This is a genomic window from Alcanivorax xiamenensis, from assembly GCF_009846745.1.
Lineage (GTDB): Bacteria > Pseudomonadota > Gammaproteobacteria > Pseudomonadales > Alcanivoracaceae > Alloalcanivorax > Alloalcanivorax xiamenensis.
In genome coordinates, this window is sequence record NZ_AQPF01000002.1 from 124,092 (window position 1) to 139,705 (window position 15,614).

16 protein-coding genes are annotated in these 15,614 nt (G+C 63.6%); 6 read left to right on the top strand and 10 right to left on the bottom strand.

The window, feature by feature from the left end; translation table 11 throughout:
• Nucleotides 1–22 precede the first annotated feature (22 nt).
• From sat to A6D6_RS02125, 3 genes are all read right to left on the bottom strand, one after another.
• Complete coding sequence (sat, locus tag A6D6_RS02115) at nucleotides 23–1,237, bottom strand: sulfate adenylyltransferase (protein ID WP_133491523.1); 1,215 nt, start codon at nucleotides 1,235–1,237, stop codon at nucleotides 23–25.
• A gap of 258 nt (nucleotides 1,238–1,495) precedes the next feature.
• Nucleotides 1,496–2,413: a diacylglycerol/lipid kinase family protein gene (locus A6D6_RS02120; RefSeq protein ID WP_159659783.1), complete on the bottom strand. Its 918-nt coding sequence runs from the start codon at nucleotides 2,411–2,413 to the stop codon at nucleotides 1,496–1,498.
• Nucleotides 2,414–2,474: 61 nt separating this feature from the next.
• Entirely contained in the window at nucleotides 2,475–3,233 is a 759-nt protein-coding gene (locus A6D6_RS02125) for a Nif3-like dinuclear metal center hexameric protein (RefSeq protein WP_133491525.1), read from the bottom strand.
• Nucleotides 3,234–3,473: 240 nt separating this feature from the next.
• Between A6D6_RS02125 and A6D6_RS02130 the strand changes: the two genes are divergently transcribed.
• Nucleotides 3,474–4,577, top strand: coding sequence for a trypsin-like peptidase domain-containing protein (locus A6D6_RS02130; protein WP_133491526.1), 1,104 nt, complete (start codon nucleotides 3,474–3,476; stop codon nucleotides 4,575–4,577).
• A 118-nt stretch (nucleotides 4,578–4,695) separates the two neighbouring features.
• On the opposite strand, the gene A6D6_RS02135 is transcribed toward A6D6_RS02130, so the two are convergent.
• From A6D6_RS02135 to A6D6_RS02165, 7 genes are all read right to left on the bottom strand, one after another.
• A complete protein-coding gene (locus tag A6D6_RS02135; RefSeq protein WP_236563947.1) occupies nucleotides 4,696–6,324 on the bottom strand; it encodes a DUF4139 domain-containing protein in 1,629 nt (542 codons plus the stop codon).
• Nucleotides 6,325–6,411: 87 nt separating this feature from the next.
• Nucleotides 6,412–7,473 carry a histidinol-phosphate transaminase gene (gene hisC / locus A6D6_RS02140; protein WP_159659784.1) on the bottom strand — a complete coding sequence of 354 codons (1,062 nt, stop codon included), beginning with the start codon at nucleotides 7,471–7,473 and terminating at the stop codon, nucleotides 6,412–6,414.
• Nucleotides 7,474–7,551: 78 nt separating this feature from the next.
• Nucleotides 7,552–8,853: a histidinol dehydrogenase gene (gene hisD / locus A6D6_RS02145; protein ID WP_133492447.1), complete on the bottom strand. Its 1,302-nt coding sequence runs from the start codon at nucleotides 8,851–8,853 to the stop codon at nucleotides 7,552–7,554.
• A 4-nt stretch (nucleotides 8,854–8,857) separates the two neighbouring features.
• Complete coding sequence (gene hisG / locus A6D6_RS02150; protein WP_133492446.1) at nucleotides 8,858–9,502, bottom strand: ATP phosphoribosyltransferase; 645 nt, start codon at nucleotides 9,500–9,502, stop codon at nucleotides 8,858–8,860.
• 10 nt (nucleotides 9,503–9,512) lie between these two features.
• Nucleotides 9,513–10,775: a UDP-N-acetylglucosamine 1-carboxyvinyltransferase gene (gene murA / locus A6D6_RS02155; protein ID WP_159659785.1), complete on the bottom strand. Its 1,263-nt coding sequence runs from the start codon at nucleotides 10,773–10,775 to the stop codon at nucleotides 9,513–9,515.
• Nucleotides 10,776–10,826: 51 nt separating this feature from the next.
• Nucleotides 10,827–11,081 (bottom strand): BolA family protein, encoded by a 255-nt coding sequence (locus tag A6D6_RS02160; protein ID WP_014995896.1) that lies wholly within the window; start codon nucleotides 11,079–11,081, stop codon nucleotides 10,827–10,829.
• A gap of 96 nt (nucleotides 11,082–11,177) precedes the next feature.
• Nucleotides 11,178–11,822, bottom strand: coding sequence for an MlaC/ttg2D family ABC transporter substrate-binding protein (locus tag A6D6_RS02165; RefSeq protein ID WP_159659786.1), 645 nt, complete (start codon nucleotides 11,820–11,822; stop codon nucleotides 11,178–11,180).
• 130 nt (nucleotides 11,823–11,952) lie between these two features.
• Between A6D6_RS02165 and A6D6_RS02170 the strand changes: the two genes are divergently transcribed.
• From A6D6_RS02170 to lptA, 5 genes are all read left to right on the top strand, one after another.
• Nucleotides 11,953–12,906, top strand: a complete 954-nt coding sequence (locus A6D6_RS02170; protein ID WP_159659787.1) for a calcium/sodium antiporter — start codon at nucleotides 11,953–11,955, stop codon at nucleotides 12,904–12,906.
• Between the two features lie 71 nt (nucleotides 12,907–12,977).
• On the top strand, nucleotides 12,978–13,946 hold the full coding sequence (locus A6D6_RS02175; protein WP_159659788.1) for a KpsF/GutQ family sugar-phosphate isomerase: 969 nt from the start codon (nucleotides 12,978–12,980) through the stop codon (nucleotides 13,944–13,946).
• Nucleotides 13,946–14,431 carry a KdsC family phosphatase gene (locus tag A6D6_RS02180; protein WP_159659789.1) on the top strand — a complete coding sequence of 162 codons (486 nt, stop codon included), beginning with the start codon at nucleotides 13,946–13,948 and terminating at the stop codon, nucleotides 14,429–14,431. The genes A6D6_RS02175 and A6D6_RS02180 overlap by 1 nt, the downstream gene beginning before the upstream one ends.
• Nucleotides 14,428–14,985, top strand: a complete 558-nt coding sequence (lptC, locus tag A6D6_RS02185; protein WP_133492440.1) for an LPS export ABC transporter periplasmic protein LptC — start codon at nucleotides 14,428–14,430, stop codon at nucleotides 14,983–14,985. The genes A6D6_RS02180 and lptC overlap by 4 nt, the downstream gene beginning before the upstream one ends.
• The gene (gene lptA, locus A6D6_RS02190; protein WP_236563948.1) at nucleotides 14,960–15,613 is read left to right on the top strand and encodes a lipopolysaccharide transport periplasmic protein LptA; all 654 of its coding nucleotides are present in this window, start codon (nucleotides 14,960–14,962) and stop codon (nucleotides 15,611–15,613) included. Before lptC ends, lptA begins: the two co-directional genes overlap by 26 nt.
• Nucleotide 15,614: the final 1 nt, after the last annotated feature.

The window sequence follows — 15,614 nt, forward strand, 5'->3', positions numbered from 1 at the left end:
TCGATAGCCTTCAAGCAGCCGATCAGCGGGCGGAATGCCCTGTCAGTTCCACCTTCACCTTCTCGTGGTCCTGCAGCCCTTCGTAGTAACGGCGCAGCACTTCCAGTACTTCCGGGCGGCTGAAGTTGTCCGGCACGTCGCCCCCTTCGCTCAGCAGCTTGCGCAGCTTGGTGCCGGAAACCAACACGCGGTCTTCCGCTTCGTGCGGACAGGTACGCATGGAAGCCATGGTGCCGCACTTGTCGCACCAGAAGGTCCAGTCGATTTTCAGCGGTTGGGTGATCAGCGCGTCATCGGCGATTTCATCGAAAATGTGATGAGCGTCAAACGGACCGTAGTAATCGCCCACACCAGCGTGGTCGCGGCCAACAATCAGATGGGAGCAGCCGTAGTTCTGACGGAACAGGGCGTGCAACAGCGCCTCGCGAGGCCCGGCGTAACGCATGTCCAGCGGGTAACCGGATTGCACCACGGTATTCTTCACGAAGTACTTGTCGATCAGGGTGCCGATGGCTTCCTGACGCACCTCGGCGGGGATATCACCGGGTTTCAGGTTACCCAGCAGGGAATGCACCATGACACCGTCACAGATCTCGATGGCGATTTTCGCCAGGTGCTCATGGGAGCGGTGCATCGGGTTGCGGGTTTGGAAAGCGGCCACGGTTTTCCAGCCTTTTTCCTCGAACATGGCGCGGGTTTCAGTGGGCGTCATGTAAATGCCGGCGTATTTGGTGGGGAATTCGCCCTGGCTGAATACCTTGACCGGACCGGCCAGATTGACCTCGCCCTGGGCCATCACCATCTTCACGCCCGGGTGCTCTTCATCGGTGGTCTTGAACACCTGCTGGCATTCGTGGGCCTTGTCGATGCCGTACTTCTCGGTCAGCGTCAGCACGCCCATGATCTCACCGGACTCGTCCACCAACGCCACGTCCTGCCCTTCATTGAGGCCTTCGGCGGTGGCCGCGTCAGTGGACAGGGTGATCGGGATCGGCCAGAACACACCGTTCGCCAGCGTCATGTTGTCACACACGCTCTGCCAGTCGGCTTTGCCCATGAAGCCGTCCAGGGGGGTGAAACCACCGATGCCGAACATGATCAGGTCACCCCGCTCCCGCGAGCTGAGTGTGATTTTCGGCAGGGTTTCAGCGGCTTGCAGTGCCTGCTCCCGCTCGGAGCCTTCCAGCAGCAGGATCTTCAGCGTATCGCTGCCATGCGGTTTCACCAGTTGTGACATGTTCACTCCCTAGAGGTCATTTTTTGGGCATTAACGGGCGCGGATTATACCGGCCAGCGGCGACGATCCTCCACCACTACTAAGAATATTACGTTTGAGTCTTATTCTATGGGGGCCAGGGATCATGATGACAGCCGTGGGAGGCCAGCTTGCTGGCGAAGAGGTTACGGACCTTCGCCAGCAAGCTGGCCTCCCACAGCGGCTAAAGAGCCGCGTGCTTTGTCTTTTCTCCGCCAACCGCCCACTGTCAATTATCAACTACCGCGGCACCCGGACCGGCACCGCCTGATTCTCCAGCAGGATTTCCGCCGGCAACCAGCCAGCGGGGTCGCCATCCGCCTGGATCGGCTCCGGGCCCAGTTTCGGCCAAGCCACCTCGCCCACCGGCCGGACGTCACTACCAGCCAGGTGCCGGGACACCTCCACGGTGACTTTCTCCGCGCTCACCGAAGCCACGCCGTCACGCCGTTCCAGCCGCCCCATCATCAGCGCCACCAAGCACCCCAACAGAAACCACACCCCGGAGCGCTGAAACAGCAGCACCTGCAGTTTGGCACGGGCGATGTTGGCCTGCCGGCTGAGGACGAAGCTGCCGCCGTAGTAGCGGCCATTGGTGATCACCGCGGAGAAACAGTCCAAAGGCCGGCCATCCACCGACACCCGGTAGCTCACTTTTCCGTAACGAGCCAGTTGCCGGATCATGCTGAGGGCATAAGCCAGCTTGCCGATCCGACGTTTCAGGATCAGGTCCACCTGATCGACCACCCAGGCGTCGTAACCCACTCCGCACATGACCATAAAGCGGCGACCGTTGAGCGTCGCCGGCGTCACCGGCAGGGATTGGCCAGCCAGCACCACTTCCGCCGCTGCTTCCGGACGGCGCGGCAACCCCAGTTCCTTGGCCAGCACATTGGCGGTGCCAATCGGGAACAAGCCCAGCGCCACGCCTGGGCGCAGCCCATTGAGGACCTCGTTGACGGTACCGTCGCCGCCGGCGGCGACCACGCAATCCCCCTGGTCTTCCAGCTCCCGCAGATAGCGAATCGCGTCCCCGGGGGCGCGGGTGTGATAGAGGCGAACGCGCGCGCCGCCCTGTTCCAGGGTGCGGATAAAATGCCGCAGCCGGCGGTCCCGGCCGCCGCCGGCGGTGGGGTTGAAAATGACGGTTATGTTCATGCTGTCCTGTACTGCATGCGCCCGGCGGGAATGGCACGCCATGACGAATCAGAAGGGGGCCTCAAACCGGATTGTCGATGTCAATGAAGGTGTGTTCCAGGCCGTATTCGTCCGCCAGCCATTCCCCCACGGCCAGCACTCCGTAGCGCTCGGTGGCGTGATGGCCGCAAGCAAAGTAATGAATGCCGGTCTCGCGGGCGAAATGGGTGGTCGGCTCGGAAATCTCGCCGCTCAGGTAGGCGTCCACACCCAGCGCCTGAGCCTGATCGATAAAGCCCTGGGCGGCACCGGTGCACCAGGCCAGGGTCTCGATCTCATCCTGGGTATCGCCGATATGCAGCACCTGGCGCCCCAGCACCGATTCCACGTGAGAGGCGAACTCGTCGGCGGTCATCGGCCCGTCCAGACGCCCCACGTTGCCGATCGGAAAACTGTCCCGTGGCTGCAGTCCGCCTTCCACCACCAGGCCCAGACGCCGCGCCAACTGCGCATTGTTGCCCAACTCGGGGTGGGCATCCAGTGGCAAATGATAGGCGAACAGGCTGATGTCATGGCGCAGCAGGCTCTGCAGACGCTGCTTCTTCATGCCGCGTACCCGGGCGTCCTCGTTCTTCCAGAAGTAGCCGTGATGCACCAGAATCGCGTCCGCTTCCTCGACAATGGCGGCATCGATCAGTGCCTGACAGGCGGTGACACCGGTGACCAGATGGCGCACCTGCTCGCGACCCTCCACTTGCAGGCCGTTGGGGCAGTAGTCCTTGAACCGGTGACTTTGCAGCTCGGTGTCCAGCACCGACAACAGACGGTCTCGTTTCAGCATGGGGCACCCTCCCGGGGATCGATTGGCGGCTTTTCCAGCAGCGACGCAGTGGCGCGCGGATCATCAACAGGCTCCAAAACAAGCTCATTCTACCGTTGATCTGCTACCATGAGCGCTTTATGGAACCAGCGCGGCGGCCCGCTCAGCCCGGCAAACTAGCCGGTTCGCCGGACCGGAGCAAGTTTCTCTCCGTTTCTCCACAACCGGTGCGCGCACCGAGGCAAAGAACGAGGCATTTTCATGGGGGCTGTAACTCGACTGATCCGTTTCCTCGCCTTACCGGTGCTCGCCGGTCTGCTGGTGGGATTCGGTGTGCTCTGGTGGCATCAGCAGGGCCCGGGCTCCGCGCGCGGCCAGGGCGCCCCCAGCCCGGACAGCTACGCCAGCGCGGTCAACCAGGCGGCGCCGGCGGTGGTGAACATCTACACCACGCAGATCGTCTCCACCGGTGCCATTACCCAAGACCCTCTGTTCAACCGTTTCATGGAACGGCCCCGCCGGGAACGCGCCCTGGCCAGCCTGGGTTCCGGTGTAATCGTCGCCGATGACGGCTACATCCTCACCAGTTATCACGTGATCCGGGATGCCGACGAGATCCTGGTGTCGCTGCGCGACGGCCGGGATGCCCCGGCCCGGGTGGTCGGCACGGATCCCGAAACGGATCTGGCGCTGCTGCAGATCGCTCTGGAGGATTTGCCGAAAATCGAACTGAACGGGCCGGACCAGGTGACCGTCGGCGATGTGGTGCTGGCCATCGGCAACCCGCTGGGGGTGGGCCAAACCGTGTCCATGGGTATCGTCAGCGCCACCGGCCGCAGTCATCTGGGTATCGCCACATTCGAGAACTTCATTCAGACCGACGCCGCCATTAACCGCGGCAACTCCGGTGGCGCGCTGATCGATACGCGCGGCCACCTGATCGGCATCAACACGGCGATTCTGTCCTCCACTGGCGGCTGGCAGGGTATCGGTTTCGCCACTCCCGCGTCCATTGCCCGCGAGGTAATGTCGGATCTGATCGAACATGGCCGGGTGATTCGTGGCTATCTCGGCGTCACGGTACAGGACATCACCCCCAATCTGGCGGAGACCTTCGGCATGGACCGGGTAGCCGGCGGCGTGATCACCCAGGTAGTGGTGGACAGTCCGGCCAATCAGGGGGGGCTGCAACCCGGTGACGTGCTGATCGGCATCGACGGTGAGACCATGAAGGACGGCTACGAGGCCATGAACCGCATCGCCGGTACCGCTCCGGACACCAAGGTGACGCTCAACGTGATCCGCAACCGCACTCGCATGGATGTGGACGTCACCATCGGCACCCGGCCGGCGGCGGAGGGCTAACACCGATTCGCTGCCAAGGCAGCTTCCCACAGCGGCTCCGTAGCGCCCTCTGTGGGAAGATGTCCGGGCGGCGCTCCGCTTGGCAGCGAATCCGCCCCCTAGCATTCCCACCTGCCGCCTAGCGCGGCAGGCCTTCCACTCCGAGCAAATCCATATCGGTGGGATAACGCAGCTGGAAGCCATGCTCCAGGCGCGTCTCCTTGTCCGCGGACACGGTGCGTTCCCAGGCCATCAGCCCCTTGATATCGCGGACGTTGCTCTGATCCGGTTCGGCCCCGGTGGCCTCCAGCTTGATGCGATCGTCATTGGGCACCGGTTGACGGTCGTACAACACCACGTCCACGGGCCTATCGTAGCTCGAGGACACGGTGATGCCGCGCGTCACCGTAAGCGTGTTCTCCTTGCTGATCAGGCCGGCTTCGCCCCGGCTGGCGGGTTCGGTGACCACTTCCACCCGCAACCGGGGGTCGTCACCAAAACTCATCCGCACCGTTTCTCCGAGTTGAATGCCTGCCGCGCGGCCGTAGCTGGAGAGTCGCTGCCCGTCACGCAGCACCGTCACCTGACCGCTCAGCCAGGGCACGCCGCTGCTGTTTTTCCACTCCCCCACCAACAGCACCGCGGGTTGTTGCCACAGGTAGCTTTCGCGGCTCAGGGTCACCGGTACCACCGCATCCTGATAGGCGATACGGGCGGTGCTGCCATCGCTGGCCAGGGACAGCGGCGCGTCCAGTGGCACCCGCATATCAAACCCGTGGGCCACCGGCTGCGGTGTCGGGGCCGGGGCCGCGGCGCCCTTCTTAAGGCTGGAACTCGCCATATCCGCCATTTCCGCCACGGGCTCCGCCATCACCGCCCGTGCGAAACGGTCGCGCTCCGGGCGCGGCCGGGCCAGACCGACAATCCACGGCGTCGGCTCCGGTAATGACCGGTATCCCGACGGCAGCAGCCCCAGAGTGGCTTTGACATCACGCCAATCCTCGCCGGTGCCATTGCGAACCTCGGCGTAGGCGTTCAGGGCGATCTGTTCGGCACCACTGTTCAGGTTGGCTTGCAGTTGATTGCTCCAGCCGGCCTGGTGGGTGTAGTAGCGCAAGGCCAGATCGGCGGTGCCGGCCTGCTCGGCGACCAGATCCACCACCAGCACCTGGCGTTGCTGCTGTTGCTGGCCCAATTGTAAGCGTTGCTGTTGCAGCGCTTGCAGTTGCCGTTGCCAGTCCGGCCGTTGCGCCGCCCGCTCATTGATCGCGGTCTGGCGCTGATTCACCGCTTCACGGATCTGGGCCCAGGCACTGGACCACTTTTCCACCGGTACTTCGCCGTACAGCGCTGGCCCTTGCGGCGCCTGTCCGAGCAGGGATTGCAACTGCTGAATCTGCTCCTGATCGAGTCGGTCGGCGGTGCCGGCTTCCTGGAGGCGGCGCTCCAGCGCGGCGATTTGTTCATCCAATGCCTGGCGGCGCTCGGAAACATCCTCGGCGTTACTTTCCCGGCGGCGCTGGACGCCTTCAAGCAGTGCCCCGTTGACCTCGAGTTGCAGGCGGTCCAGATCCAGTTCCGGCAAGCCGGAAATGATCAGTTGATGCTGTCCGGCCGGCAATGACTGGCGTAACGAACGGGTCAGTTCGGCCTGAGCGGGAAACAACACCACCTCGGTAACCGGAGCGGTGACGGGGAAGACCGCGGCAAGCGCCGCGGGAGGACACAGGCCCGCGACCAACGCGGGCAACAGCAGGCGTCTCATCATGGCGTCCTTGTATGACTAAACGAGAGTATGACTAAACGAGAGTATGGCTAAACGTCTCTATGACCAAACAGGGTGATGTCTGGCAGGTTATAGCAACCGGTCCAGCGCGGCCACCAGTGTCTGGTTCTGCTTCGCGTTGCCGATGGTGATGCGCAGATAATCGGCGATGCGCTCGGGCTTGCCGAAGTGCCGCACGATCACACCCTGCTCGCGCAGGCCGCGGGCCAGATCGGCGCCGCGATGATCGGGGTGGCGGGTAAAGACAAAGTTGGCGGCGGAAGGCAGGGTGTCGAAGCCACGCTCGGCCAACTGTCCAGTCAACCAGTCGCGCTGCTCCATCACCTGGTCCCGCCCCTGGCGGAACCAGGCGTCGTCCTCGAAAGCCGCCTTGCCGGCGGCGACCGCCAACCGGTCCAGCGGATAGGAATTGAAGCTGTCCTTGATGCGGGTAAGCCCTTCGATCAGTGCTTCGTCCCCCACCGCCAGGCCGATACGCAAGCCGGCCAGGGAGCGTGACTTGGACAGGGTCTGGGTCACCAGCAGATTCGGATAGCGATCGATCAAGGCGATGGCACTGTCACCACCGAAGTCGATATAGGCTTCGTCCACCACCACCACCGACTCGGTGTTGCGCCGCAGCAGCGCCTCGATGTCCGCCAGCGGCAGCAAGCGGCCGGTGGGCGCATTGGGGTTGGGGAAGATGATACCGCCATTAACGGCATCGTAATCGGTCAACCGGATGGACAGGTCACCCTGGCCCAACGGCACGGTTTGGTAATCAATGCCATACAACCCGCAATAGACCTTGTAAAAGCTGTAGGTAATGTCGGGGAACAGCAACGGCCGGGACTGGCGAAACAGCCCCATGAATATGTGCGCGAGCACTTCGTCGGAGCCGTTACCGACAAACACCTGCTCCGGCTTGACCCGATAATAGTCGGCAATGGCCTCGCACAGCTCGGTGCTGCGCGGATCCGGGTACAGGCGCAGACGATCATCCGCTTGCGCCCGGATAGCGTCCAGCACTTTCGGCGAGGGCCCCAGCGGGTGCTCGTTGGTGTTCAGCTTGACCAGATTGGCCATCTTCGGCTGTTCACCGGGCACATAGGGCGCGAGATCGCGAACGAACGGACTCCAGAATTTGCTCATAACCCATCGCGGTCGCTGGACCGCTCCTACGGTGCGTTGATCCTGTCATGGGAGCGGACCGGGCCACTCCCCACGACGTTAATCCTTCTTGATGCGGTATTCGGCGCTGCGCGCGTGAGCGGTCAGACTCTCGCCGCGAGCCAGAGCGGAAGCAATGCGCCCCAACTCGTTGGCGCCCTCCGGCGAGCAGCCGATCAACGAACTGCGCTTCTGGAAATCGTACACGCCCAGCGGTGAGGAGAACCGGGCGGTGGCGCTGGTCGGCAGCACGTGATTGGGGCCGGCGCAGTAGTCCCCCAATGCCTCCGGCGTATGACGGCCGAGAAAAATGGCGCCGGCATGGCGCACCTTGCGCGCCCAGCTCTCGGCATCGTCCATGGACAATTCCAGGTGCTCGGGACTGACGCGATTGACCACGTCCAGGGCCTGATCCAGATCCGCCACCTGAATCAGGGCGCCCCGATTGGCCATGGAAGTGCGGATGATGCCTTCCCGCTCCAGGGTCGGCGCCAGGCGATCCATGGCGGCGTCCACCCGCTTGAGGAATTCCGCGTCCGGGCTGACCAGAATCGACTGCGCTTCCTCGTCGTGTTCGGCCTGGGAAAACAGATCCATGGCGATCCACTCGGGATCGGTTTTGCCGTCGCACACCACCAGAATCTCGGACGGGCCGGCGATCATGTCGATGCCCACCTTGCCGAATACCTGGCGCTTGGCTTCCGCCACATAAATGTTGCCAGGCCCGACGATCTTGTCCACCGCCGGCACCGTTTCCGTGCCGTGGGCCAGGGCCGCCACGGCCTGGGCGCCGCCCAGGGAAAAGAAGCGCTCGACGCCGGCCACCGCCGCCGCCGCCAGCACCACATCGTTCAACTCGCCATCCGGCGCCGGGCTGACCATGACGATCTCGCCCACTCCGGCCACATGGGCCGGCAGCGCATTCATCAGCACCGAGCTGGGATAGGCGGCCTTGCCGCCGGGCACATAAATGCCGACCCGGTCCAACGGCGTGACTTGCTGACCCAGCAGGGAACCGTGCTCGTCCCGATACTGCCAGGAGTCCTGCTTCTGCTTTTCGTGGTAGGCGCGCACCCGATCGGCGGCGGCCCGCAGAGCGTCCCGCAGTTCGGCGGGAATGCGCTCCAGGGCGGCCAGCAACTGCTCCCGATCCACGGTCAGTTCGGCCATGGACGTCACCTGCCGGCGGTCGAACCGGTTGGTGTACTCGATCACCGCTTCGTCGCCACGCCGGGCCACATCCCCGAGGATGCCACGCACACGCTCGGCGACTTCCTCGTCGCGTTCGTCCGACCAGGCGGTGAGCGCGGTCAGGCGCTCGACGAAATCGCTGTCGCCGGCGTCCAGCCAGTTGGTTTTCATGTCATTACTCCCGTCGCGCCGCCACCGCTTTCGCCACCTGATCCAGGATCTCCTGAATCTGGCCGTGGCGGGTCTTCATGCTGGCCCGGTTGACCACCACCCGGGAAGAAATAGTGGCGATCATTTCAGTGGGTTCAAGGCCATTGGCGCGCAGGGTGTTGCCGGTATCGACGATGTCCACGATACGGTCCGCCAGCCCCACCAGCGGCGCCAGTTCCATGGCACCGTACAGTTTGATCACCTCCGCCTGGCGGCCCTGCTGGGCAAAGTAGCTTTTCGCCACATTGACGAACTTGGTCGCCACTCGCAGGCGGCCGCTCACTGGCGGCGCGTCCTTGAGTGCCGCCACCATCAGCTTGCAGCGGGCGATCTCCAGGTCCAGTGGCTCGAACAGACCGTCCGCGCCGTGCTCCATCAACACGTCCTTGCCGGCCACGCCGATGTCGGCGCCGCCATGCTGCACGTAGGGCGGCACGTCGGTGGCGCGAATAACGATGATCTTCACGTCTTCGCGGGTGGTGTCGAAGATCAGTTTGCGCGAGGCGGACGGATCCTCGGTCATTTCAATGCCCGCCTCTTTCAGCAGAGGCAGCGTGTCTTTGAGGATACGGCCCTTGGAAAGGGCAATGATCAGCGGTTTCTGGCTCATGGCTTCACGGTCAGGAGGGGACACGACGAATGGTCGCCCCCAGGGATTGCAGTTTTTCCTCGATGCACTCATAGCCCCGGTCGACGTGGTAGATCCGGTCCACCAGGGTATCGCCCTTGGCCACCAGGCCGGCGATCACCAGGGAAGCAGAGGCGCGCAGGTCGGTGGCCATCACCGGAGCACCGGTCAGCGACTCGACACCACGACAAATGGCGGTATTACCCTGCACTTCGATATGGGCGCCCATGCGATTCAGTTCCTGCACGTGCATGAAGCGGTTCTCGAACACCGTCTCGACGATGGTGCCGGTGCCTTCGGCCACCGTGTTCATGGCCATGAACTGGGCCTGCATATCGGTGGGCATGGCCGGATAAGGCGCGGTGCGCAGACTGATCGCTTGCGGCCGCCGGCCCTCCATATCAAGGCTGATCCAGTCCTCCCCCGTTTCGATCAAGGCGCCGGCCTCACGCAGTTTCTGCAACACCGAATCCAGCAGGGCCGGATCGGTGTTCTTGGTCTTGATCCGGCCACCGGTGATGGCGGCGGCGATCAGGTAGGTGCCGGTCTCGATACGGTCGGAGATCACGTCATGGTGACAGGCGCCCAGCGAGGCAACCCCTTCCACCACGATGGTATCGGTACCCGCGCCGGTGATCTTGCCACCCATGCGGTTGATGAAATTGGCCAGATCCACCACTTCCGGCTCCCGCGCGGCATTCTCCAGCACCGTGGTGCCTTCGGCCAGGGCGGCGGCCATCAGCAGGTTCTCGGTGCCGGTCACGGTCACCGTATCCATGACGATGCGGGCGCCCTTGAGGCGGCCCTGAACCTGGGCGGAGATGTAGCCGTTCATCACCTCGATCTCAGCGCCCATGGCTTCGAGCCCCTTGAGATGAATGTCCACCGGCCGCGAGCCGATGGCACAACCGCCGGGCAGGGACACCTCGGCGCGACCGAAGTGCGCCACCAACGGTCCCAGTACCAGAATCGAGGCGCGCATGGTTTTCACCAGCTCATAGGGCGCGGTGAATTCGCGGATACCGGTGGGGTTCACCGCCACGTTCATGTGGTCATCCAGCACCACATGCACTCCCATCCGGCCAAGCAGCTCGATCAGGGTAGTGACGTCCTGCAAATGCGGCAGGTTACCTACGGTGACGGTCTCGTCGGCCAGCAAGGTGGCGGCAAGAATCGGCAACGATGAGTTCTTGGAGCCGGAAATGCGGATCTCGCCGTCCAGGCGCTGTCCACCGGTAATCTTCAGTTTGTCCATGCGGATCTCTTAGAGCCTGTTGATAAAGGCAAATGGCGGGCCGCCCGGGGCTCAGGCCAACCCCATCTTCTGGGCTTTTTCCCACTCGGCCCGGGTATAGGTCTGGATGCTTACGGCGTGAATGGTGCCGTCGGCGATTGCCTGGTTAATGCAGCCATAGACCAGTTGCTGCTTTTTCACCGGCATCAGGCCTTCGAAGGCATCGGACACCACGCGGATCAGGAAGCGGTCACCGCCGCCGTCCACCGCCACCTCGGCATCGTCGAAGCCGGCTTCCACCAGCGCCTTCACGTCTTCCGGATTCATGGGAGCTCCTCATTCGAATGAACCGGCAATAATACGCGACGGCGCGGGGCCTTGCCATGCCGGCCCCGCGGCGGTAGACAATCAGAAAGGCGGGAATCAGTTGACGTTGGCCTTGTTCTCGACCTCGTCGGCCACATCGGCGGCGGACCAGTTGGCGATGACCGTGTCCATATCATTGTGCTGTTGCATGGACTGGGCGAACTGCTGCTTGTAGACCTGGCTCAGATCAAGCCCATTGACATAAACATTGACCACACGCCACTGGCCACCGTCCAGGAACAGGGTAAAGAAGATCGGCACCACCTGGCCTGAGTTGGTGGAGAACTCCATGCGCACGCGCGCATAGTTGCCACGGCGGTCTTCCTCGCGCAAAGGCAGGACTTTCATCTTCTGGCCGTCGTACAGTGTTACCCCGGAGGCGTAAGTGTTCACCAGACTGTTCTCGAACACCTCCAGGAAACGGTACTTCTGATCCCGGGAGGCCTGGTCGAAATAATCCCCCATCACCACTCGGGTAATCCGCTTGAAGTCCACCAGATCGCCCAGTTCCTCGCGCACCAGTTCGCGGGCGTACTGGGGGTCGTTGTTGAGCTTCTGGCGCTCCCCATCGATGCGCTTGGTCATGCGCTCGACAGTTTGCTCCACCAATTTGCGCGGATCCTGCTCCGCTTGCGCCAGGCTGGCGGTCAACAGCAGCAACAAGGCCGCCATCATGGAAAACAGTTGTTTAGGATAAGTCATGCGCTCGCTCCCTGGTCATTCGGTGATCCGGCATTGATGGTCCCGGCAAACTCACCGCATCCTACACGCGCGGGTTCCGCGCGCGCCACGGCTCTTGCTCGATTTGACGGCTTTTGACAACGGAGGTTCCATGCTTACTGCCCTTTTGGCCAGCCTGATCGCCCTGGCAGTACTTTCCTGGAGCGCCGACCGTTTTGTCACCGGCGCCGCCGGCCTGGCCCAGGCTTTCGGGCTGTCCCGGGCACTGGTGGGTCTGACGCTGGTCGCCTTCGGCACCTCGGCGCCGGAAGTCCTGGTCTCCGCCACCGCCGCCCTGAGCGGAAGTTCCGCCCTTGGCGTGGCCAATGCGCTGGGTTCAAACATCGCCAATCTGGGACTGGTGCTCGCACTGACTCTGCTGTGGCGCCCCGTGCCCTGCCCCGACCACAGCCGCCGGCAGGTGCTGAGCGCTTGCTTGCTGGTCACGGCCCTGGCCGGAGTGGTGCTGATCGACGGCCACCTGACCCGCACCGACGGCGTGGTCCTGCTCCTTGGCCTGGCGACGCTGGCACTGATAACGTGGCACCGCAAAACATCACCACCACAGCCGCCACCGTCACAACGGGATCGGAGCCGGCGTCACGACTTGCTGCTGTTTCTTGGTGGTTTGGTGCTGCTTCTGATCAGCGCCCGGACACTGGTCTGGGGCGCCACGGAAGTAGCCCGGCAGATGGATGTCGGCGAAGCCCTGATCGGCCTGACCCTGGTGGCGCTTGGCACCAGCCTGCCGGAACTGGCCACCTGCCTGGCGGCCACCCGTCGCGGGCACGGCGATCTGGCCCTGGGCAATGTGCTCGGCTCCAACATTCTCAATTTGCTGATGGTACTGCCGATGCCCGCCCTGCTTGGCCCCGGCGCACTGGCCGATCCCGCTCTGCTGGATCGCGACTACACGACACTGGTACTGCTGACCCTGATCATGACCTTCGGCATGGCGCTGGCGGTGCGCCGCCCTCTGGGGCGTGGCACCGGTCTGGCACTGTTCGGCGGATACGCGGTCTATTTGACGGTGCTCTGGCGCAGCCTGATGGATGCCGGTGTATAATCGGCGGCTTCATCAGGCTCCGCCGACAAATCCTGGCAGCGGACCGGGCCGCGACCGTGAAGGGAGATTCCATGCCTTACAACTTCATCGCCACCGCGCGCCGTGTACTGGACGAGGAAGCCCAGGCGGTGGCCGCGCTCAGTGCGCGCGTGGATAAGGATTTCGAAAACGCCTGCGAGCGCCTGCTCGCCTGCACCGGTCGCATCATCGTCACCGGCATGGGCAAAAGTGGCCATATCGGCACCAAGCTGGCGGCCACCCTGGCCAGCACTGGCAGCCCGTCGTTTTTCGTGCATCCGGGCGAAGCATCCCATGGCGATCTGGGCATGATCACCAGTGAAGACGTGGTGCTGGCACTCTCCAACTCCGGCGAGACCCAGGAAGTGCTGACCATCATCCCGGTGATCAAGCGCAAAGGCAGCGGGCTGATCAGCATGACCGGCCGCCCGGAATCCTCCCTGGCCCAGTTATCCGATGTTCATTTGAACGTGGCGGTTAAGGAAGAGGCCTGCCCGCACAATCTGGCGCCCACCTCCTCCACCACCGCCGCTCTTGCCATGGGCGATGCCCTGGCCATAGCGCTGCTGGAGGCGCGCGGGTTCACCCCGGAGGATTTCGCCCTCAGCCATCCCGGCGGCAGCCTGGGACGCCGGTTGCTGCTCAAAGTGGACGATGTCATGCACGGCGAGGAACAGTTGCCGGTGGTCAACGCCAGCACCCCACTGACCGATGCGCTGCTGGAAATGACCCGCAAGGGCCTGGGCATGACCACGGTGGTGAACGACGACGGCAAACTGATTGGCATCTTTACCGATGGCGATCTGCGCCGCACTCTGGAGAAAGGCGTCGATGTCCGTGTCGCCGGCATTCGCGACGTCATGTCACCACGCCCGGTCACCATCCAGCCTGGCCGTCTGGCGGCGGAGGCATTGCAACTGATGGAGACGCGCAAGGTGAACGGTCTGATCATTTGTGATGACCAGCAGCGTCCGATCGGCGCACTCAACACCCAGGATCTGCTGCGCGCGGGGGTAATGTAATGACGCTCGGGGTAAAACCGGAACAGGCTCTGCGCCTGCGCCTGATGGCTTTCGACGTGGATGGCGTGATGACCGATGGCCGCCTCTATTACGGTCCGGATGGCGAGATACTGAAAACCTTCAGCACCCTGGATGGCCATGGGCTGAAAAAACTGGCGGCCAGTGGCGTGACCCTGGCCATCATCACCGGCCGCGACTCCGCCATGGTGGCCCGCCGCGCCCGGGACCTGGGCATCAAGCACGTGATCCAGGGCCGCGAGGACAAAGGCGTGGCCCTGTCCGCGCTGGCACAACAGCTCGGCCTGAGCGCCGCCGAGATCGGTTACATGGGCGACGATGAACCCGACGTGCCGGCACTGGAATGGGCCGGACTGGGCTTCGCCCCGGCCAACGCCCACGCGGTGGCCCGCACCGAAGCCCGTGGTGGCGAAGGGGCGGTGCGGGAAGTGTGTGACAGCCTGCTGCGACTGCGGGAGGGGCAGTGAGACGGCCCGGCCTGCTCAGCGCCAGCGGCGTCATTCTGCTGGGATTGATCGTGATGATGACGCTGCATGAGTGGGGCAACCCGCTGGAGGGCGACAACGAAGCGTTCCTCAGCGCGCCGGCCATCACCGCCGAAAACATCGTTGCCCGCCAGTTCAATCGCGACAGCGGCGAGGTGGAATACCGGCTTCTCGCCGACAACCTGGAACAATACGAACGTGAAGCGCTGACGCTGCTCACCGGCCCGGACCTGAGTCTGAACAACGGCAACAACCAGTGGACCATCCAGGCGGACAATGGTGAAGTACGCGACAACGGTGACCTGATCGTGTTCGAAAACAATGTCGAGGCGGTCAGCAAGAACAACGGCGTCACCCTCGACACCCGGGAGCTGCACTACCTGAGCCGCGATCGCCAGGTTTCCGCCCCGGACACCGTCACCATGCGACACAGCGAAGGCAGCACCCGGGCGGGCAGCATGGACGCGGATCTGGATACCGGGCGCATGACTCTCAAGCAAGGAGTAGTAAGTGAATTCAAAGGACCCAAGCCCTAACGGTCCGGTGCACGGCCCACTGCGCCGCCTGCGCGTGGTCATGGCCGCCGCCCTCCTGGTCCCGGCACTGGCCGTGGCCCAGTCCGGCGCCGAAGGCCCGGTGGAGGTCAGTGCCAACCAGGCCGTGTTCGAACGGGACGCCGGCACTGGCGTATACCGGGGCGACGCCGAACTGATTCAGGGCAACCGCAAACTCAACGCCGACGTCTTGCGCCTGTTCACCGAGAATGAGCAACTGGTGCGAGTGGAAGCCACCGGCAGTCCAGTGCGCATGCGCGAAGGCAAGGACCTGAACGCCCACGCCGACAAGCTGGTTTACGACCTCAAACGCCGCCGCCTGATCCTCACTGGCAACGCCTATGTGCAGCATCAGGGCAATACCTTCGAGGGCGCACGGGTGGAATACGACCTCAACTCCCGGCGCATGGACGCCAGCAGCGAGGGCGACAAACGGGTGCGGCTGGTGATTCCGGCCACGAACGCCTCCCAGGCACAGAATGGCGACGACGAAACGTCGCAAAGCAAGCAGACCGGCCAGGATCAGGGCGATGACAATACCCAATCGCCCACCAGCGAAACCCCGGCCTCCACGCCGGCGAGCCCCCCCAGCAACACGGAGAGCCCCTGAC

What these genes read in the sequence shown, in the direction of transcription:
- A6D6_RS02170 (WP_159659787.1), top strand. Translation starts at nt 11,953, where the DNA reads ATGCTTACTGCCCTTTTGGCCAGCCTGATCGCCCTGGCAGTACTTTCC.
- A6D6_RS02125 (WP_133491525.1), bottom strand. Translation starts at nt 3,233, where the DNA reads ATGCTGAAACGAGACCGTCTGTTGTCGGTGCTGGACACCGAGCTGCAA.
- hisG (WP_133492446.1), bottom strand. Translation starts at nt 9,502, where the DNA reads ATGAGCCAGAAACCGCTGATCATTGCCCTTTCCAAGGGCCGTATCCTC.
- murA (WP_159659785.1), bottom strand. Translation starts at nt 10,775, where the DNA reads ATGGACAAACTGAAGATTACCGGTGGACAGCGCCTGGACGGCGAGATC.
- hisC (WP_159659784.1), bottom strand. Translation starts at nt 7,473, where the DNA reads ATGAGCAAATTCTGGAGTCCGTTCGTTCGCGATCTCGCGCCCTATGTG.
- A6D6_RS02135 (WP_236563947.1), bottom strand. Translation starts at nt 6,324, where the DNA reads ATGATGAGACGCCTGCTGTTGCCCGCGTTGGTCGCGGGCCTGTGTCCT.
- A6D6_RS02165 (WP_159659786.1), bottom strand. Translation starts at nt 11,822, where the DNA reads ATGACTTATCCTAAACAACTGTTTTCCATGATGGCGGCCTTGTTGCTG.
- A6D6_RS02180 (WP_159659789.1), top strand. Translation starts at nt 13,946, where the DNA reads ATGACGCTCGGGGTAAAACCGGAACAGGCTCTGCGCCTGCGCCTGATG.
- A6D6_RS02175 (WP_159659788.1), top strand. Translation starts at nt 12,978, where the DNA reads ATGCCTTACAACTTCATCGCCACCGCGCGCCGTGTACTGGACGAGGAA.
- sat (WP_133491523.1), bottom strand. Translation starts at nt 1,237, where the DNA reads ATGTCACAACTGGTGAAACCGCATGGCAGCGATACGCTGAAGATCCTG.
- A6D6_RS02160 (WP_014995896.1), bottom strand. Translation starts at nt 11,081, where the DNA reads ATGAATCCGGAAGACGTGAAGGCGCTGGTGGAAGCCGGCTTCGACGAT.
- hisD (WP_133492447.1), bottom strand. Translation starts at nt 8,853, where the DNA reads ATGAAAACCAACTGGCTGGACGCCGGCGACAGCGATTTCGTCGAGCGC.
- A6D6_RS02130 (WP_133491526.1), top strand. Translation starts at nt 3,474, where the DNA reads ATGGGGGCTGTAACTCGACTGATCCGTTTCCTCGCCTTACCGGTGCTC.
- A6D6_RS02120 (WP_159659783.1), bottom strand. Translation starts at nt 2,413, where the DNA reads ATGAACATAACCGTCATTTTCAACCCCACCGCCGGCGGCGGCCGGGAC.